Raw genomic sequence first — 18592 nt, 5'->3', positions numbered from 1 at the left:
TCACGCCCCGCAGACGATCACCCCGTACCAGCCGAGCCCCCGATAGGTCTCGTAGCCGGGCGTCGCATGGAACGCGACCAACGTGCCGGAGCGGTCCTGATAGAAGCCGGAGCGCTGGCCATTGAGCGACAGCGAGATGCGTTCGCTGAGAATGCCTTGTCCGTCAGAAGCGGCGATCACGCGAAGATTGGAGTCGACCAGCAGCACGCGCGCCTTGTCGCTGTCGCCGACGCGCACGCCTTGCACGATGGCGCGGGCCTGTGCCTCCCAGTCGAAATGGATGGCGAGCACCCCGATCGGCGCGCCGTTGGCCTGGCCGCCGGCGCGGACACTGGCGCAATAGGTCGCGACCTGCGCGTTGCCGAGTAGCGGCTGGTTCTCGACGTCGCCGGCGACATAGTCGTCGCCGGAGCGCAGGGTGTTGGCCTCGCGAAACCATTTGGTGTGGGCGACGTTCTGGCCGACGGCGCGAAAGCGGTCGGCGCGGCCGTTAGCGATGACGTTGCCCTCGAGATCGCAGAGCCAGAGGTCGAGATAGACGGTGTAGGCGCCCAAGATCACGCCGAGACGCTGCGAGGCATGGGAGACGGCCGCGGCGTCGGGCGAGGCCGCGCAATCGACCAACGCTGAATCGGTCGCCCACCAGCGCACGTCGCAGGTACGTTCATAGAGGTTGCGGTCGATCAGCTCGATGGCGTTGAGCGACAAATCGACCATGCGCTCGCCGCGCGAGCGCTGGCTCATCCGGTCGATCGAGGAGACGAGATCGCCGGTCCGTTTCGTCAGTTGGCTTTCGAGCTCGCGGGCGATGGTCTCGACCTGCTGGCCGACACCGCGGACCTCCTGCGCCACCACGGCGAAGCCCGCGCCCTGCGCGCCGGCGCGCGAGCTTTCGATCAGTGCGTTCAGCGCCAGCATCTTCATCTGGTTGGTGATCTGCTGGATCGCCTTGGTCTTGTCGACAGCGATCTGGTTGACCTCCGCCGTGAGGCGGTTGATCAGCGCGGAGATGTCGGAATCATCATCAGCGGGTTCATTTGCGATCGGCTTGGCTTTGAGACCCAGCGCAGCAGACATCGGGGGCTTCCCTTGGCAATGAGCTGATCTGCAACGAACCCGGAACCATCACTGACAGATCGAATACAATTCTTTTTCGAAGATTCCGCCTAACGCCTGCTTAATTTGCTGTTCGGCGGAATGCCTAAAAGGTAGTCAGTCCGGCCTGTCGGCGGCCGTCACGGCCTGCCGGCCCCGGACCCTGCAAATACTCGAAGTTTCGCATGGGAACCCGACCGCCTGAGGCCTGTCGGCGTGCCGGGATACTCAAACGAGCGCCATAAGATCAGCGTTGGGGGAGGCAAACAACGGCAAGCTCATGTACCAGGCCGACCGAGCCCGGCAGCGGCCAGACTGCCCCATGCCCACAATAATCGATCGCGGCTTGCCATTGCGCATCCGTCGGTGACGCGAGTCTGTAGCCGGTCGCCTGCTCGAACAGCCCCAGCTTGGACCACGGCGAACCGAGGCCGGACGTATTCATGTCGATCGACGATGTACTTAGTGCGAGGGGGTGCGTCTTCCGACGGCCGACGACAGCCAGCGATGTCACCTCGCCAAAGGCGGGATCGGCTTCGAGTCGCGCGATGATGCGGCTTGCTTCCAGATGGTCCCAAAGATTCATGCGCCGCTGGTCAAACAGGATCGAGGCGTCGGCACCAATGTAGCCCGCGACGACGATAGCGAATGCGGCCATCAGACAAAGGTTCAGTTTGGCGAATGCAGACCGAAAGCCGATCACGCCGAGCGCGGCAATGCATAGCGCGATTGGTGATAGCAGTCTCGGCGCTAACCAGGCGACGTCGCCGATGAGTGGCGCAATCGCGGCGCACACCATCGCAACCAGGACGGCCAGTGCCGCAACGAGCGCCGCGACATTGTCCCGCCGCTGCAAGGTCATTCGCAGCAGCAGGAAGATGCTGAGCACCAGCGCGAGAACTGCCGCGATCGACGTCGTCGGGACGATGCCCTGTCCTGGCAGAAGTGAAAGCTGCATCGCAGCACCGAGTGTGTGAACCTTTTGGGAGAGGTCTGGTGAGCTGACCCGAAACGCTCTCCCCGCGGCAACCGCCGGAAATAGATATTTGGTCGAAATCAGGCACAGCACGTAAACGGCGAAACCAGCCAGCAGGACTGCAGTGCGGCGGAGGAAACGACTGAGCAAAACGGAAAGGTCGGACTTCGAGGCTGTGTCGCAAACGCTGAGGTCGGCCACCAGGACAAGCAGGCCGGCTGCCGCGACGTGGCCAATCACAACCTGATAGTTTCCCAACGCAAGGACGACGGCTCCGATACTTGCAGAACGCCAGAGCGATGATGGCGGTGCACGATAGGCGCTCCATACAGCCACTGCCGCGAAGAAGACCGCCAGGACTGTCGCGAGGGTGACCTCGCCGTAGTAAAAGTATTCGGTCGCAAACGGATGCAGTGTGAATAGCCTCGCAAATGCGAATGCCTCTTGCTGCCTAATGTCATCGATGATCGCGGTTGCGAAGATGAATCCAGAGATGATGAAGAGCGGAATCGACAGGCACATCGATGCGGACATTGATTCGATCGGCTGGAACCCGATCTGCGCCTGCAGCCACCACACCGCTGCGCGAACGAAGCGCCCGTCGCTGAGAGAGTAGGCGATTTCGCCGCTGAACGACTTCCGGGCGACGTCATAGCTATCAATGGAATACATCGGCGCAAACAGGGCCTGGCCACGCGCAATGATGTTGAGACAGAGCACGGCCCAGAATGGTACGGCGAACCGCGAGATTGTGTCCCTTGCGACGCTAGTGTTCGACACCTCGGCCTGCACGATCGCCTCTGCTGATATCGAGCGATGTTGTCGAGAGACAACAGCGCGATCCCGGAGGCCAAAATGTGGGGCTTTTCAGGAGATGCTGTGCAGAGCAGGGTGCGATTTGGCGGTCCATGGAATCCGGAAAAAAATCAGCTGCGCTGTGCAAAACCGCCCGGCCTGGGCATCGGGCGATTGCCCAATGTGCTACCTTCGTCGTACGGACTGAATGCAATATGGCCCCTCCCGTATCCGCGCTCCCCGTCGAAGCGCCCCAGGCATTCCTGGGGGTGGCGCGCTCGCTCACCGACAAGCTCTGGCGCGACCGGCTGGATGCGCGCGGGGCGGCGAAAGCGCTTGCCATCGTGCAGCGCCACCAACTGCCCGAACTGCTGGCGCGGGTGCTGGCAGGCCGCGGCGTCGACAGCGATGCCGTCGCCGATTTCCTCGATCCCACCATCCGCAAGCTGCTGCCGGACCCGTTCACGGTGACGGAGATGGAAGCCGCCGCGAAGCGGATCGCGGATGCCGCAGCGAACGGCGAGAAGGTCGCGATCTTCGGCGACTACGATGTCGACGGCGCGACCTCGGCGGCGCTGCTGACCTGGCATCTGCGCCATTGCGGGCTCGATCCGCTGATCCACATTCCCGACCGCATCTTCGAGGGCTACGGGCCCAACACGGAGGCCGTGCGTGCGCTGGCCGAAAAGGGCGCCACGCTGCTCGTCACCGTCGATTGCGGCACCACCAGCATCGAGCCGCTCGCCGAAGCAAAACGTCTTGGTATGTCGGTCGTCGTGATCGACCATCATCAGGCCGGCACGGAGCTGCCGGAGGTCGATGCGCTGGTCAATCCGAACCGGCTCGACGATCTCTCCGGCCTCGGCCATCTCGCCGCCGTGGGCCTCGTGCTGGTGACGCTGGTCGCGGTCAATCGTGAATTGCGCCAGCGCGGGTTCTGGAATGCGGAGATGCCCGAGCCGGATCTGCTCGGCATGCTGCATCACGTTGCGCTCGGCACGGTTGCCGATGTCGCGCCGCTGATCGGTCTCAACCGCGCGTTCGTCGCCAAGGGTCTGATTGCGATGCGGCGGCGCGACCATGTCGGCCACACCGCGCTGATGGACGTGGCGCGGCTCAACGGCCCGCCGGAGGCCTGGCATCTCGGCTTCATGCTGGGGCCGCGCATCAATGCCGGCGGCCGCATCGGCCGCGCCGATCTCGGCGTGCGGCTGCTTTTGGAGGGTGACAGCGTCGAGGCCGCGCGGATCGCAGCCGAACTCGACCGCCTCAACAGTGAGCGCCGGATCATCGAGCAGGCGGCCGAAGCGCAGGCCGAAGCCGAGGCACTCGCCTCGATCGGGCTCGAGGACAAGATCGGCGTGATCGTGACGGCCTCCGAAGGCTGGCATCCCGGCGTCGTCGGTCTCGTTGCGTCCCGGTTGAAGGAGAAGTTCTCGCGGCCCGCCTTCGCGATCGCGCTGGAGCCCGGCGGAATCGGCACCGGCTCCGGCCGCTCGATTGCCGGCGTCGATCTCGGCAAGGCCGTGCGGCAGGCGGTCGCCGACGGCATTCTGCTCAAGGGCGGCGGCCACGCGATGGCTGCGGGCGTCACGCTGCGGAAGGAAAAGCTCGCCGAATTTCGCGCCTATCTCGAGCATGCCCTGGCGCGGGACGTTGCCGAGGCGCGCCACGTCAACGAGCTCTACATCGACGGCGCGGTCTCCGCGCGCGCGGTGACGACTGAGCTTGCAACGACGCTCAACCGCGCAGGTCCTTTCGGCAGCGGCAATCCGGAAGTCGTGTTGGCGCTGCCGGCGCACCAGCTCGTCTATGCCGACGAGGTGGGACAGGCGCATTTGAGGCTACGCTTCAAGTCGGGCGACGGCGCCATCGTCAACGGCATCGCGTTCCGTTCGATCGGACAGAAGCTTGGCAACGCGCTCGTTGCCAATCGCGGCCAGCCATTGCATGTCGCGGGATCATTGTCGGTCGATCGCTACCAGGGCGCCGAGCGTGTGCAATTCCGCGTCATCGACGTCGCGCTACCCGACCAGGGACCATCCATGATTAGATAGGCCCGGCAAACAATAAAAAGCTAACAGCAAAAAAGAAAAAAGGGAGTGAACATGGCAGGGCAGGTTGAGGGCAAGGTCGCGCTGGTGACCGGCGGCGCATCCGGAATTGGCGAGGCAATTGTTGAGCTGTTCGCGCGCGAGGGCGCCACCGTCATCGCCACCGACATCGACGAGCTGCGCGGCCCCGAGCTCGCCGATCGCATCACCAAGGCCGGCGGCAAGGCGATTTTTCTGGAGCAGGACGTCACCAGCGAAGAACGCTGGATCGAGATCACAGCCGAGATCGCGAAGCGCTTTGGCCGGCTCGATATTCTGGTCTCGAATGCCGGCATCGGCATCGCCGTGCCCTCGATCGTCGACATGACGCTCAACGACTGGCGCAAGCAGAACGCGATCAACCTCGACGGCGTCTTTCTCTCGGTCAAGCATTGCCTACCGTTGATGCGGAAGACCGGCGGCGGCTCGATCGTCATGATGTCCTCGCTCGCGGGCCTGCGCGGCGCGCCCGGGCTGTCGGCCTATTCGGCGACCAAGGGCGGCGTGCGGCTGTTCGCAAAATCGATCGCGATGGAGTGCGCGGCGGCCTGTGACGGCATCCGCGTCAACTCCGTTCATCCCGGCATCATCGACACACCGATCTGGGGCAAGATCCCGACCGGCGCGACCGGCAACCAGGGCAACGCGCCGATCGACCCAGACGAGCGTGCGCGCGTCGTCACGCCGCTCGGCCGGGCCGGACAGGCTGCGGAAATTGCCTCCGGCGTGCTGTATCTGGCCTCCGATGCCTCGCGCTACGTCACCGGCAGCGAGCTCGTCATCGACGGCGGCATGAACGCCGGCGGCGTGCCGCGGCGGCAATGAACCGCCGCGCGGGCTGCGAAGGGCAGGGTGGCGCCCGCGGGGGCTGACGCGCAGGCGTCGGACCTGTACAACGCGGACGTCTTCCGACCGACAGAGGTGTCCTTCCGCCATGGCGCACAGCCTTCACTCTTCGTCATCCACGCCCGCAACATTTCGCTCGAACCGTCCGGATCTCGCGAGCGACGCGATCCGCAGCGCGCGCGAGGATCTCGCCGCCTGCTTCCGGATGGCTGCGCGCAACGGCTTTGAGGAGGGCATCTGCAACCACTTCTCGGCCGTGGTGCCGGGCCATGACGATCTCTTCCTGGTCAACCCTTACGGCTACGCCTTCCGCGAGCTGACCGCGTCAAAACTGCTGATCTGCGATTTCCACGGCAACGTGCTCGCCGGCGAAGGCGTGCCCGAGGCGACCGCGTTCTACATCCATGCCGAGATGCACAAACGCCTGCCGCGCGCCAAGGTCGCCTTTCACACCCACATGCCCTATGCCACGGCACTGTCGATGACCGAGGGCGATCCGCTGATCTGGGCCGGCCAGACCGCGCTGAAATTCTACGGTCGCACGGCCGTGGACCGCGACTACAACGGTCTCGCGCTCGACAACCGCGAAGGCGCGCGCATCGCGTCCAGCGTTGGGAATGCCGATATCATCTTCATGAAGCATCACGGCGTGATGGTGCTGGCACCGACCATCGCGGAAGCCTGGGACGATCTCTACTATCTCGAACGCGCCGCCGAGGTGCAGGTGCTGGCGATGTCGACGGGGCGGCAGGTGCTGCCGGTCGATCCCGCGATTGCGGCCGAGACCTACAAGCAGATGCGCGAGGGCGATTCCGAATCCGCGCGGCTGCATCTTGCGGCGATCCGTCGCCAGCTCGATGCGGAGGAGCCGCAATATAGGCACTGAGCCTGCCTACGATCCCTGCCGCAGCTTCGCCAGCACCTTCAGCCCGCCATAGCCGTCCGCAGGCGTGATGCCCGCGCGCTGCTGAAAATCCTTGATCGCCTTCATGGTGTCATTGCCGACACGGCCGTCGGTGCCGCCGGTGTCGAAGCCGGCCTTGGTCAGGCGCGTCTGCATCTCCTGCACCTCGGCGAGCGTCAGCGCGCGCTCGGAGCCGGGGAATGGCTGGATGAAGGGCGGGGCGCCGAGGCAGCGGTCGCCGAGATGGCAGATCGCCAGCGCGTAGTTCATCGAGGGGTTGTAGCTCTTCACCGCGTTGAAATTCGGTCCCAGCAGAAATGTCGGCCCGCCCGCAACCGGCGTCCATATCTGCGCCGATGCGGAGGGTTGCGGGAATGGCTGGCCGTCGGCGCGGGTGACGCTGGCCGCCTGCCAAGCCGCATAGGTCCGGCTGCCGCTCATCTCACCGGGCGCGCGCACCTCGTAGCCCCAATGCTCGCCGCGGTGCCACTTGCCGCGATTGACGAGATATTTTGCGGTCGAGCCCAGCGCGTCGTCGGGCTTGCCGAATGGCGAGACCTTGCCGTCGCCATCGTAGTCGATACCGACATTGAGCCAGACCTCCGGCATCCATTGCGAATGCCCCATCGCGCCGGCCCAGGATCCCTGCATCTGCTCCGGCGTGCTCCAGCCCTTGTCGACGATGCGTAGCGCGTTGATCAGCTCGGTCTCCCAATAGGCTTTGCGCCGCGGCTCGTTCCAGGCGAGCGCGGCGAGCGAGGGAAACACCGGCGTCATGTGGTTCTGCTGCACCAGCGGATCGCCATAGGCGGACTCGACGCCCCACAGCGCCAGCAGCGTGCCGCGCTCGACGCCAAAATCGCGCTCGATGCGTGCGAGCAGCGCCTCGTTGTTCTTCAGCGCGATCTTGCCGTTGATGATGCGCCAGTCGGAGACGCGACGGTTGATGTATTGCCAGACCTGCTCATGGAATTCGGGCTGGTTGCGCATCTGCTTGAACACGCTCATGTCGGGTTCGACCCGCGCCATTGCGCGCTGCCATGTGGCGGCCGAAATGCCTTTCGCCATGGCACGTGCGCGAAAGCCCTCGCGCCATTCCTCGAAGCCTGGAGGCGCGGCCAGGATGCGCGTTGGGATTGCGACGAGTGCGGCTGCGCCGAACGTGGATCGAAGCAGAGCGCGGCGGCTGCGAGAGGCTATGGAATCAGCGTGTTTCATGGACCCATTCTAGCGGGAAACATGGTGGCTGTGACCAGTTCCTGGAACTGCAGGAACAGACGCTGGCCCCGCGTTCCCCGGAACAAACTGTCGCACTCCCGCATTCCCCCAGCATCACGTTCGAGGAGGAGAAGATGAGGAAATATCTGTTTGCCGCCGCCATGGTCACCGCCATCGCCGCGCCTGCTTTTGCCGATGAAGTCGGCGTTCACGTCGGTCCCGTCGGTGCTGGCGTGACCGTCGGACAGTCTCACGAATATCGTGAGCGGGACCGCGATCGCGACCGCACCACCGTTATCAAGGAGCGCGAGCCCGCCGACCGCACCACGGTGATCAAGAAGGAAGATGAATTCGGCAATCGCAGCAAGACCGTGATTCATCACGACAACGATTGACGGAGTGGGGCCCCGGCCGATCGCCGGGGCCCTCCGTCGCACGCAGTCCGTTCATCGAGAATTCGGGGTGGAATGAAGATACGCGCGCATGCGGAAAGCCATGTCGTCGAGTTGGACGACGGATCGCGATGGCAGATCTTTCCCGGCGATCTCGCGACCACGCTGAGCTGGAAGCCCGAAACCGATCTGCACCTGGAACGAAGCGGCGAGCGGGTGAGTTCGCATGAGCTGGTGAACGACGCCGATCAAAGCCGCGTCCGGGTGATCGCAGCGGGCGAGACCTGGCCTGATGGCGAGGTTAAGAAAGTGTTGAAGGGCGGGTAGGGCGCACCTGCAATAGGTCGGATATCCCCAATTTTGAGCCTGTCACTTTACGGTCGGTTTGCCTCCGTCTGCGCACAATGCGTGAATGCAGGAGCTGTTCGACATCATCCGCGCCAATCCCTGGCCGTTCGGCGCCGGGTTGTTCGTCGTCATCCTGATGATCCTCGCGGAGAACTTTGGCCGCGGTATTCAAGGCGACGGCGCGGTCAGTGACTTCTCGGATTCGGACGGTGGCGGCTGCGGCGATGGAGGAGGCGGCGACTAGGGCCGCTCGCCGGCAGGCGCGCTTCGCCTAGTCCTCCTGCAAATCGGCCGCGATGCCTGCGAGCCAGCGGCGAATGCTTGCTTCGGCCTTGGCGTCGAGCCGGGCGGCAAGGCGCTTCTCCAACGCAATCACCCGTTCTCGACACGCCTTCAAAAGCGTCGCGCCGCGGGGCGTCAGCGTCCATTGCTGGATGCGGCCGTGGACGGGATGGGGCGTCATCACAATCGCACCGTCACGTTCGAGATTGCGGATGATGACGCCGACGGTCTGGGGCGTCAGAAAGGTGAGGCGGGCGACGTCGGCGCCCGAGAGGCCCGGATAGGCATTGAGCATGGTCAGCACCGCGAATTGCGGCGAGGTGACACCGAGATCGGCCAACGACCGCTCCATCGTCAGACGGACTGCGGCGTGGGCCTGGCGCAGCAGATAACCGAGATAACCCTGCTCGCCGCGCTTGCCTTCCCCTGGAGCTGGGACGCGCACCGCCGGGACGGCCGTGGCTGCCTTCCGCCGCGGTTGCGATCTCGTGATATCAGGCGGCTTGCGCGTCATGTAAGTGCTCTTATAATGTGTCAGCACTCTTACAATACCACGAGGTGAACGGCAATGTCACACGCCCGCAGCGAATATGAGAATTTCAAGAAGATCGCGCCCGACGCGTATGAGCTGGTGCTGGCGCTCGGCCAGGTCGCGGCCAAGGCCGGCCTCGACAAGCAGCTTCTCGAACTGGTCAAGCTGCGCGCTTCGCAGATCAACGGCTGCGCCTTCTGCCTGCAGCATCACATCCTGCTTTCGGAGCGGATCGGCGTCCCATTGGACAAGCTCAATTTGGTCGTGGTCTGGCGCGAGGCGCCGATCTTTTCCGCGCGGGAACGTGCCGCGCTGGCCTGGGCCGAGGCGCTGACCTGCCTGCCCGACGGAGTCGGCGAAGAGGTGTACGCCGAGGCGAGCCGTGAATTCTCCGAGACCGAGCTGACATACCTGACCTCGGCGGTCGCCTCGATCAACGTCTGGAACCGTTTTGGTGCGGCGTTTCGCTGGACGCCGGCGAAGCGGGCGGTCGCAGCGAATGCGGCGGCGTCCTGATTGCAACGAAGGGAGATCACGATGACAGCAATGAGTTTGCCCACCACACCGCGCCCGTTGCCATCGCGCTCGATGGCGATCGCCGTTATCGGCGGGCTCGCCTGTGCGCTTGCGATCGGGAAGGCGCTGCCGGTGACGATGGACACCATATCCGGCGCACTCTCGCCGCTCTGCGCCGCAGCTGCCGAAAGCTCGCCGCTCGACAAGGTCGAACCGATCGGCTCCTACGCCCTGCCGAACGTACCGGGCAAACGCGTCACCATCGTGCGCGTGTTCTACGGTCCCGGCGGGTTCTCGCGGCCGCATCGTCATGCGGGATCCGTCACCGCCTACATCACCAAGGGCGAGATCCGCTCCCAGCTCGGCGGCGGCCCGGTCGAGACGTTCGGCGTCGGCCAGTCCTTCTTCGAGCCGCCCGGCTCGACCCATCTGGTCTCGGCCAATGCCAGCACCACGGAGCCGGCGGAATTGATCGCGGTGTTCGTGGCAGACGAGGGCGCCCAGCTGACGACGTTGCTGGATTGATCCGTAGCCCGGGTGAGCGAAGCGACACCCGGGGCAGTCGTCGCGTGAGTCCCGGATGTCGCTTCGCTCATCCGGGCTACGTTACCGGCGTGCTCTCTCGTCAGCCGCCATAGGATGCTGGATCAGGGTTGTCCGACGGGTGCTCGAACGACTTCTTCATCGACACCGGCATGGGCACGTGGAAGTTCAGGCCGCGCGGCGGCACCGGCTCCATGAACCATTTGTTGTAGATCTTCTCGATCTCCGAGCTCTTGTAGAGTTTTGCGGTCGCGCGATCGACCACCGCCTTGAACGGCGCGTCGTCCTTGCGCAGCATGATGCCGTAAGGCTCCGGATCGGAGAACGCGCCGGTGCTGATCGCGTAGAGCGACGGATCCTTCGAGGAGGCGATCATCGCCGCCAGCTGGATGTCGTCCATGACGAAGGCCACAGCGCGGTCGGTCTCGACCATCAGGAACCCTTCGGGGACATCCTTCGCGTTCATCACGGTGATGTCGAGCGAGCGGGCCGCATTGGCCTTGTTGAGCTGCGTGATGTTGGTGGTGCCCGAGACCGAGACGACGGCCTTACCCTTGAGATCGTCGATTTGGTCGAGCTTCGAAGTCTTCTTGGACACGAAGCGGCTCGCCGTGAGGAAATGCGTGTTGGTGAACCACACTTGTTTCTGGCGATCGGCGTTGTTGGTCGTCGAGCCGCATTCGAGATCGACGGTGCCGTTCGCCATCAGCGGAATGCGGCTGGAGGAGGTGACCAGGTTCTCGTTGACTGCGAGCTTGTCCAGCTTGAGTTCGGCCTTGATCTCCTCGACGATCTTCATGCAGATGTCGATGGCGTAGCCGACGGTCTTCTGCTTCTCGTCGATATAGCTGAAGGGCACCGCACTGTCGCGCACGCCGAGCGTGATCGCGCCGGTGTCCTTGATCTTCTTCAAGGTCCCGCTCAATTCCTGCGCATGAGCCGGCACGCCGAACGCGACGGCCAGAACGGCCGCTATTGTGAGACAACGCATGTGCTTTCCTTCATCCTGTTTGCCCGTTGGGAGGAAAGCAATTCTGAGGCCAGACAATTCTGAGGCCAGAGAAGGCTCCGTCATAAGGAGGCCGGGCCGGTCAGGCGGCGTGCGTGCAATTCGCTGTCATAGGACTGTCATCAGACAGTTTGGTTGGCTGTCTAGATGGCGCAAGCAGCGTCAGTTCTCCTCGCCGCCCGATCCCTCGCGCAGGTCCGGCTTGAGCACGTCCTCCGGCAGCGCATGCGCCACGGGCTGCGGCGTGCCGGCGATCTCCGGGCCGACCTCGCGGCCGCGGGCGCGGATCAGGCGCTCGTACGCCGAGACCAGCGTGACGTAAGGACTGACCCAGATCCAGCCGTCGCGGGTGAACACCTGCACGTCGAAATGCAGATGCATCGAGGTGCCGGCGGGATGGTCGAGATAGTTCGAGACCACGCCGATCTTCTCGCCCTCCGATACGATGCGGCCATTGAGCAGGCCATCGGCGTTCAGCGCCTGCGGGTTCATATGCATGTAGCGGAAACGAATGTGCTCGTTCCGGCTGTTGATTTGCAGCGTCACGGCCTGGTCCTTGGAAGCGCGTATGACCCTCGCATCGCGCACGGCGACGACGGCGCGCTGCTTGGGATCGCAGGCTTGGCGGCCTTCACCAGGCGGTGGGCACTCGGCCGCGCGGATGTCCTCACCCTGATGGCCATAACCGCCGCCGCATTGCCAGACCTCGAAACTGCGGGACTCGCAGAAATTGTCCCGCCAGGGATAGGCGGTCGTGCTCTCCATCTTGTCGCGCTTGGCATAGGATTGCGAGTGTATGAACGCGGGCGCCTTCTCGAGAGGAAAGCGGATCTGTGCGTAGGCCATCACGTCGGGATGGCCGCCCTGCTTGCGATAACCGGTGTTCGGGATGATGTCGCCACTCGGCCGGTAGGTGAAGTCAGGGGAACGTACCGCAGGACGATCGAGAATGTTGGAAGCGATGTCCGTGAGCGGCCGCATGCGCTGGCCGCCGGCCACGCGCAACGCCTTCAGGAAGCGCTCGGCGACCGGATAGGCCTCCTTGCAGGCAAGCCGCCGCGGCTTTGCGACGCTGTCGAGGCATTGGATCGATACCACATAGGTGACGCCGAAACGGGTGAAAGCGTAACGCACATAGCCTTCCCGGATGAACTTGCGCAGGTCCGGGTAGAGCGCCGCGAGCGGTTTGACCGGCTCGCCCTTGCCGCCCGAGGGATCGGCAATGTCATAGACGAGCGCCGAACCCGTAATCTGCACCTCGACCGGCCTTGCGAAGACTCGGCTCGGCATGCCGTCTCCGGTACCAGGCTCGAACGAAAAGGTCGCGCTGTAGCCGGCGGGCCCGGCATCGAACATGTCGACGGAATTGAAGTCGGCCTGGTAGCGCGACAGCGCGAGGGTCGCCGGCGCTCCATTGCGCCGTGCTTCGAAATACGCGGCAGCGTCGAACGGCAGCAACACGGGCACGGAACTGCGGGCGATGCCGGTGAAGAATTGCGAGGAGATCGCATTGAGCTGCACCAGCGCCGGCATCGCGCGCGGATCATAGCGCGGCACCGAACGGCGGGGTGCGAAGATGAAATCATCCGCCGCCCGGGGATGGGCATTGATTTCGGTGCGGAGCTGGTCGAGCGCCGCGCGCCAATCGACGCGCAGCGCCGTGAGTGAGGGGCTGCGGAACTCATCCGCAGCCAGCGGAGAGGCAATGAGGAGCGCAAGCGACGCCAGAAGTTGCGAGACGAAGCGGAAACTTTTCCCAACCACTGTCTCGCCCCCCGGCGGCACCCGTTGCGCTCGCTTTGGCCCCGTCAGTCCTTGGCGCGCTCGGAGTAGGAGCCGTCTTCGGTCATCACGACGATTCGGGTGCCGACGGCGATGTGCGGCGGCACGGTGGTGCGCACGCCGTTGGACAAAATCGCGGGCTTGTAGGACGAGGAGGCGGTCTGGCCCTTGGTCACGGGCTCGGTCTCGACCACTTCGAGCGTCACACGCTGCGGCAACGCGATCGACACCACATTGACGTCGTGCGTCGACAATTTGACCGTCATGCTCTCCTGAAGATAGGCCGCGGCGTCGCCGATGACGTCCTTCGACACCTGGACCTGGTCATAAGTTTCAGGGTTCATGAAGTGGAAACCGTCACCGTCTTCATAGAGATAGGTGAAGTTGCGTTCTTCGATCGTGGCCTTCTCGACCTGGTCGGTGGTCTTGTAGCGCTCGGAGATCTTTACCCCGTCCGAGATTCGGCGCATTTCGATCTGGCTGACCGGGGTGCCCTTGCCGGGATGGATGTTCTCGGCGGTCACGACGACATATAGCTTGCCGTCTTGCTCGATCACGTTGCCCTTGCGAATAGAACTGGCGATGACTCTCAAAGCTGTATTTCCTGCTTGCTTGGCCCGGCTCGGGCCAGGACGTGGTCAAATTGATGGGGGACCTGGGGCCCCAAATCAGACCGCGGCACCCGTTTCGGGCCGCAACATACTGGTTTTGCCGTTGGATGCCAGCATTTTGCTGGCCGGCGGGGCAGTCGGCTAATGGCTGGGGACAAGCCGATGTCGCCGTTCTGGTCCCCCTCGCGGCATCTCGACCGCCGGCCGTTCCTTCAGGCCAGGGGAGCCATCACCGGGGCTCTACGGGGATTTTTCGCCGAGCAGGGCTTCATCGAGGTCGAAACCTCCGTTCTCCAGATCTCCCCGGGCAACGAGACCCACCTGCATGCCCCCCGGACCGAGATCATGCGACCCGACGGCAGCCGTGTGAGCCGATATTTGCGGACCTCGCCGGAATTCGCCTGCAAGAAGCTGCTGGCGGCCGGGGAGACCCGGATTTTCGAGTTCGCCCGGGTGTTCCGGGACCGCGAGCGTGGCGACCTGCATTTGCCCGAGTTCACCATGCTCGAATGGTACAGGGCAGACGCCCCCTATGACGCCATCATGGCCGATTGCGTCGTCCTCATCGCCCGCGCGGCCCAGGCGACCGGCATCGGCACGTTCGCCTTCCGCGGCCGGACCGCCGATGCCTTCGCCGAGCCGGAGCTTGTAACGGTGGCCGGCGCCTTCGAGCAATTTGCGGGAATCGACCTGCTTGCGACCATTTCCGGCGGCGAGGGCGACCGCGCCGCGCTCGCGCGGTCAGCTGCCGGCAAGGTCCGCGTGGCCGAGGACGACACCTGGTCCGACATCTTCAGCAAGGTTCTGGTCGAGCATGTCGAGCCGCATCTGGGGCATGGGCGTTTGACCATTCTGTTCGAATACCCATCTCCAGAGGCGGCACTGGCGCGCGTGAAGGCGGGCGATCCCCGCGTTGCCGAACGGTTCGAGGTCTATGCCTGCGGTGTCGAGCTCGCCAACGGCTTTGGCGAACTGACCGACGCCGAGGAGCAGCGCAAGCGCTTCACGCAATCCATGGCGGAGAAGCAACGCCGCTACGGCGAAGCCTATCCGCTGGACGAGGACTTTCTGGACGCGGTCGCGGCCATGCCGGAGGCAAGCGGCGTCGCGCTCGGATTCGACCGGCTGGTGATGCTGGCGAGCGGCGCATCGCGAATTGATCAGGTGGTCTGGACACCGCCTGCAGATGAAACGTCAAGCGAGACATGATGAAGAGCAATCTTGCGCGCACATTTCGCGAGCCGGCCGAACTTGTGGCCGAGCAGCTGGTATCAGCCGAAGCGCTGCCGGCGCTCGAACGCGTTGCCGCGCGCTACGCGGTTGCGATCACGCCGGCGCTGGTCGATCTGATCGACAGGTCCGATCCCGACGATCCCATCGCGCGGCAATTCGTTCCGACGGCCGCGGAGCTCGAGATGCAACCGGGCGAGAACGCAGATCCAATCGGCGATCATCCGCACTCGCCGGTTCCCGGGATCGTGCATCGCTATCCCGACCGCGTGCTGTTCAAGCTCGTTCACGTCTGCGCGGTCTATTGCCGCTTCTGCTTCCGCCGCGAGATGGTCGGACCCGGCAAGGAGAACGCGCTCTCGGACGGCGCCTATCGCGCGGCGATCGACTACATCCGATCGCACAGCGAGATCTGGGAGGTGATCCTGACCGGGGGCGATCCCCTGATGTTGTCGCCGCGGCGGATGAGCGAGATCATGGCGGATCTTGCCGGCATCGATCACGTCAAGATCATCCGCCTTCACACCCGCGTGCCCGTGGCCGAGCCCGCGCGCATCAGCGAGGAGATGGTGGCGGCGCTGAAGGCCGAAGGCGCCACCACCTGGGTGGCGCTGCATGCCAACCACGCCCGCGAACTGACGGGGCCGGCGCGTGCCGCCTGCGCGCGGCTGGTCGATGCCGGGATTCCCATGGTGAGCCAGTCCGTGCTTTTGCGCGGGGTCAATGACAGCGTGACCGCTCTGTCAGATTTGATGCGAGCTTTCGTCGAATGCCGGATCAAGCCCTATTATCTGCATCACGGCGATCTCGCGCCTGGCACGGCGCATCTGCGAACGACGCTCGCCGAGGGGCAGGATTTGATGCGGCAGCTGCGCGGACGGGTGTCCGGACTGTGTCAGCCCGATTATGTCATCGACATTCCCGGCGGCGCCGGCAAGTCGCCGGTGGGACCGAATTACGTGTTGCCGATGCAAAATACCGCACCTGATGCGGGTGATGCGGCATCGGAAACGCGCTATCGTATCGTGGACTATTGCGGCGACATTCATCTCTATCCGCCCGAGACCTGAAGATGCCGGCTTGAGAAATGGAGAGGTAAAATGAGAAGCATCATTTTGGCACTGTCGCTTCTGACGGTGTTCGGCAGCGCCGGCTTCGCGCAGACGGGAAGCAAGGGATCGACGACCTCGGGACAATCGGCGGGTTCTTTGCCGCCTGCGCCCGTCGGTCATCGGCAGCCGCGCGTCGGCGACGTGCCGAACGAGAAGAATCTGAGCGACCCGAACGATCCCCTCAGCAAGGAAAATCAGGCGCTCGACAAGAAGATCAAGAGCATCTGCCGCGGCTGCTAGGCGCCGGAGCGGCGGGCAGGGTGCGACAGCCTCACCCCGCCCGGATCGTTCGGTCAGGCGGAGCGCTCGTGCAGCCCTGCGCGCTTGGTGTTGCGCCGGATCTCGACCGCGTCAGCGAGCTGCTTGAGCACGGTTGCCGTGGTCGCCCAGTCGATGCATCCGTCCGTGATGCTCTGGCCATAGGTGAGCGGCTTGCCCGGCACCACGTCCTGGCGCCCGGCGACGAGATTGCTCTCGACCATCACCCCCATGATCCGGTTCTCGCCGCCGGAAATCTGCCTGGCGATGTCGGCCGTCACCAGCGGCTGGTTTTCCGGCTTCTTGCTCGAATTGGCGTGGCTCGCATCGACCATCACGAGCGGTGCGACGCTCGCTTTCGCCAGATCGTTGCAGGCCGCCGCGACGCTTGCCGCATCGTAGTTCGGCGTGCTGCCGCCGCGCAGGATGATGTGACAATCCTCGTTGCCCGCGGTTGAGGCGATCGCCGAGCGGCCGAGCTTGGTCACCGCCATGAAATGATGCGGATTCGAGGCCGACTTCACCGCGTCCGCCGCGATGCGCACGTTGCCGTCAGTGCCGTTCTTGAACCCGACCGGGCAGGACAGCCCCGAGGCCAACTCGCGATGGATCTGGCTTTCGGTCGTGCGCGCGCCGATCGCGGCCCAGGACACGAGGTCCGCAATGTATTGCGGCGTGGTCATGTCGAGGAATTCGGTGCCGGCGGGCAGGCCGAGATTATTCACCGCCGAGAGCACGTTGCGCGCCAGCCGCAGGCCCTTGTTGATGTCGAAGCTGCCGTCCAGATCAGGATCGTTGATCAGGCCTTTCCAGCCGACCGTGGTGCGCGGCTTCTCGAAATAGACCCGCATCACGATCTCGAGCTGGTCGGAAAGCTCTTCGCGCAAGCTCGCGAGGCGCTCGGCATATTCGAGCGCGGCCCTGGGATCGTGCACCGAGCAGGGGCCGACCACGACCAGAAGCCGGTCGTCCTGGCCGTTGAGGATCGCATGGATGGCGTTGCGTGCTGCCATCACCACGCGCGTCGCCGTGAGCGTGCGCGGGACTTCCCGCATCACCTCTTCGGGCGTGCTCAGCTCTTTCAGTTCGCGGATACGAAGATCGTCGGTCGTGCTCAGCACGGCGGGCTCCTGTCATTTTGAGAACCTGCCGGCCAATAAAAAAGCCGCCAGGTCTGGCGGCTGTTCGGACTAGATGCTGCAATTTGTCAGATTGAGCGTGATCCTCCCACCGCCAGCGAGCTGTCGTAGCTAAAATACCAATAAAAGCTGGTGGTGGCGGTGATCATGGCCAGTCATATAGCGCGCGGTCGGCGGCTTGTCACCCCCGAATGACGTGACGGCGCAAGGGGCGCCTCAACTGTTGCTTTTGCGTGCCGCCAGCGCCATGCCGATCAGGGTGGCGCCGCCGAACAGCAGGTTGATGCCGACGAGGATGCCGATCGCCCATTCCGCCGAGCTCGGCAATCCCGTGATCACCATGAACGAGATCGCGATGTCGACGAGGCCCGAGATCAGGAGCCACGACCAGCGGCCGCCCGGCTCGCGACGATGCTCCAGTGCGTACATGATGGTGGCGACGCCCTCGGCGAGGAAATAGGCGCCGAGCACGATGGTCAGCGTCAGCACGGCCTGCATCGGTCGCGCCAGCAGCAGCATGCCTGCGAGCACGGCGAGCGCGGCCGAGATCAGCGACCACCAGAAGCCCGGCGTGCTGCGCGCCCAATAGGTGGCGATCAATCCGCCGATGCCGCTGATCAGGAACATCCAGCCGAGGAAGATCGCAATCGCAAGGCTTGCGAGCGGCGGCAGGATCAGCGCGGCAACGCCGAGCACCGCAAGCAGGATGCCTTCGAACAGGAAGGCCTTCCAATGCGCCTTGACCGTCCGGCTCATGGCGGATTGCAGCCGGGAAAGATCCTCAGGCGATGTCATGGGCAGGCTCCGGATCGAGAGGCGTGTGCTCGATCTAGTCTAGGGTCTGTACTCAATAGGGATTCCCTTCGAAATTGGATTGTGATTCAAGCGTCTCAGTTGAAGGGAGGCTTGAA

20 protein-coding genes are annotated in these 18592 nt (G+C 64.2%); 11 read left to right on the top strand and 9 right to left on the bottom strand.

What is annotated here, in order from left to right:
* Both AC0L20_RS00100 and AC0L20_RS00095 read right to left on the bottom strand, forming a co-directional pair.
* Window positions 1-1077 carry a methyl-accepting chemotaxis protein gene (locus AC0L20_RS00100; protein WP_473286802.1) on the bottom strand — a complete coding sequence of 359 codons (1077 nt, stop codon included), beginning with the start codon at window positions 1075-1077 and terminating at the stop codon, window positions 1-3.
* Between the two features lie 265 nt (window positions 1078-1342).
* Complete coding sequence (locus AC0L20_RS00095; protein ID WP_473286800.1) at window positions 1343-2863, bottom strand: hypothetical protein; 1521 nt, start codon at window positions 2861-2863, stop codon at window positions 1343-1345.
* A gap of 218 nt (window positions 2864-3081) precedes the next feature.
* Between AC0L20_RS00095 and recJ the strand changes: the two genes are divergently transcribed.
* The 3 genes from recJ (at window position 3082) to AC0L20_RS00080 (ending at window position 6691) form a co-directional block, all read left to right on the top strand.
* Window positions 3082-4923, top strand: coding sequence for a single-stranded-DNA-specific exonuclease RecJ (gene recJ / locus AC0L20_RS00090; RefSeq protein ID WP_473286797.1), 1842 nt, complete (start codon window positions 3082-3084; stop codon window positions 4921-4923).
* Window positions 4924-4974: 51 nt separating this feature from the next.
* The gene (locus AC0L20_RS00085; RefSeq protein ID WP_473286795.1) at window positions 4975-5784 is read left to right on the top strand and encodes an SDR family NAD(P)-dependent oxidoreductase; all 810 of its coding nucleotides are present in this window, start codon (window positions 4975-4977) and stop codon (window positions 5782-5784) included.
* A gap of 109 nt (window positions 5785-5893) precedes the next feature.
* Window positions 5894-6691, top strand: coding sequence for an aldolase (locus AC0L20_RS00080; RefSeq protein ID WP_473286793.1), 798 nt, complete (start codon window positions 5894-5896; stop codon window positions 6689-6691).
* Window positions 6692-6697: 6 nt separating this feature from the next.
* On the opposite strand, the gene AC0L20_RS00075 is transcribed toward AC0L20_RS00080, so the two are convergent.
* Window positions 6698-7927: a lytic murein transglycosylase gene (locus tag AC0L20_RS00075; protein WP_473286791.1), complete on the bottom strand. Its 1230-nt coding sequence runs from the start codon at window positions 7925-7927 to the stop codon at window positions 6698-6700.
* Between the two features lie 134 nt (window positions 7928-8061).
* Here AC0L20_RS00075 and AC0L20_RS00070 point away from each other — a divergent pair, with 134 nt between their 5' ends.
* From AC0L20_RS00070 to AC0L20_RS00060, 3 genes are all read left to right on the top strand, one after another.
* On the top strand, window positions 8062-8322 hold the full coding sequence (locus AC0L20_RS00070; RefSeq protein WP_219680264.1) for a hypothetical protein: 261 nt from the start codon (window positions 8062-8064) through the stop codon (window positions 8320-8322).
* A gap of 72 nt (window positions 8323-8394) precedes the next feature.
* The gene (locus AC0L20_RS00065; RefSeq protein WP_456764460.1) at window positions 8395-8646 is read left to right on the top strand and encodes a hypothetical protein; all 252 of its coding nucleotides are present in this window, start codon (window positions 8395-8397) and stop codon (window positions 8644-8646) included.
* Window positions 8647-8731: 85 nt separating this feature from the next.
* Complete coding sequence (locus AC0L20_RS00060; protein ID WP_354160552.1) at window positions 8732-8911, top strand: hypothetical protein; 180 nt, start codon at window positions 8732-8734, stop codon at window positions 8909-8911.
* 27 nt (window positions 8912-8938) lie between these two features.
* On the opposite strand, the gene AC0L20_RS00055 is transcribed toward AC0L20_RS00060, so the two are convergent.
* Complete coding sequence (locus tag AC0L20_RS00055) at window positions 8939-9463, bottom strand: MarR family winged helix-turn-helix transcriptional regulator (protein WP_473286786.1); 525 nt, start codon at window positions 9461-9463, stop codon at window positions 8939-8941.
* 54 nt (window positions 9464-9517) lie between these two features.
* Between AC0L20_RS00055 and AC0L20_RS00050 the strand changes: the two genes are divergently transcribed.
* Both AC0L20_RS00050 and AC0L20_RS00045 read left to right on the top strand, forming a co-directional pair.
* Window positions 9518-9997, top strand: a complete 480-nt coding sequence (locus AC0L20_RS00050; protein ID WP_473286784.1) for a carboxymuconolactone decarboxylase family protein — start codon at window positions 9518-9520, stop codon at window positions 9995-9997.
* Between the two features lie 21 nt (window positions 9998-10018).
* Window positions 10019-10522: a cupin domain-containing protein gene (locus AC0L20_RS00045; RefSeq protein WP_473286782.1), complete on the top strand. Its 504-nt coding sequence runs from the start codon at window positions 10019-10021 to the stop codon at window positions 10520-10522.
* A gap of 100 nt (window positions 10523-10622) precedes the next feature.
* On the opposite strand, the gene AC0L20_RS00040 is transcribed toward AC0L20_RS00045, so the two are convergent.
* The 3 genes from AC0L20_RS00040 to efp form a co-directional block, all read right to left on the bottom strand.
* Entirely contained in the window at window positions 10623-11531 is a 909-nt protein-coding gene (locus AC0L20_RS00040; protein ID WP_473286780.1) for an amino acid ABC transporter substrate-binding protein, read from the bottom strand.
* 180 nt (window positions 11532-11711) lie between these two features.
* Window positions 11712-13334, bottom strand: a complete 1623-nt coding sequence (locus AC0L20_RS00035; protein WP_473286778.1) for a M23 family metallopeptidase — start codon at window positions 13332-13334, stop codon at window positions 11712-11714.
* A 23-nt stretch (window positions 13335-13357) separates the two neighbouring features.
* The gene (gene efp / locus AC0L20_RS00030) at window positions 13358-13924 is read right to left on the bottom strand and encodes an elongation factor P (protein WP_027569909.1); all 567 of its coding nucleotides are present in this window, start codon (window positions 13922-13924) and stop codon (window positions 13358-13360) included.
* A 162-nt stretch (window positions 13925-14086) separates the two neighbouring features.
* Between efp and epmA the strand changes: the two genes are divergently transcribed.
* From epmA to AC0L20_RS00015, 3 genes are read left to right on the top strand one after another with little or no spacing between them, the layout of a single operon-like run.
* Window positions 14087-15151 (top strand): EF-P lysine aminoacylase EpmA, encoded by a 1065-nt coding sequence (gene epmA, locus AC0L20_RS00025; RefSeq protein ID WP_473286774.1) that lies wholly within the window; start codon window positions 14087-14089, stop codon window positions 15149-15151.
* The gene (locus AC0L20_RS00020) at window positions 15148-16242 is read left to right on the top strand and encodes a lysine-2,3-aminomutase-like protein (RefSeq protein ID WP_473286772.1); all 1095 of its coding nucleotides are present in this window, start codon (window positions 15148-15150) and stop codon (window positions 16240-16242) included. Before epmA ends, AC0L20_RS00020 begins: the two co-directional genes overlap by 4 nt.
* Window positions 16243-16272: 30 nt before the next feature.
* Window positions 16273-16524 carry a hypothetical protein gene (locus tag AC0L20_RS00015; protein WP_027569912.1) on the top strand — a complete coding sequence of 84 codons (252 nt, stop codon included), beginning with the start codon at window positions 16273-16275 and terminating at the stop codon, window positions 16522-16524.
* Window positions 16525-16577: 53 nt separating this feature from the next.
* On the opposite strand, the gene AC0L20_RS00010 is transcribed toward AC0L20_RS00015, so the two are convergent.
* Window positions 16578-17663 (bottom strand): 3-deoxy-7-phosphoheptulonate synthase, encoded by a 1086-nt coding sequence (locus AC0L20_RS00010; RefSeq protein WP_473286769.1) that lies wholly within the window; start codon window positions 17661-17663, stop codon window positions 16578-16580.
* Between the two features lie 234 nt (window positions 17664-17897).
* Window positions 17898-18476 (bottom strand): HdeD family acid-resistance protein, encoded by a 579-nt coding sequence (locus tag AC0L20_RS00005; protein WP_007609955.1) that lies wholly within the window; start codon window positions 18474-18476, stop codon window positions 17898-17900.
* Window positions 18477-18592: the final 116 nt, after the last annotated feature.

Source organism: Bradyrhizobium sp. Kon58 (genome assembly GCF_055807455.1).
The sequence above is the reverse complement of the archived record's forward strand: the minus strand, read 5'-3'. Positions and strand labels throughout refer to the sequence as shown.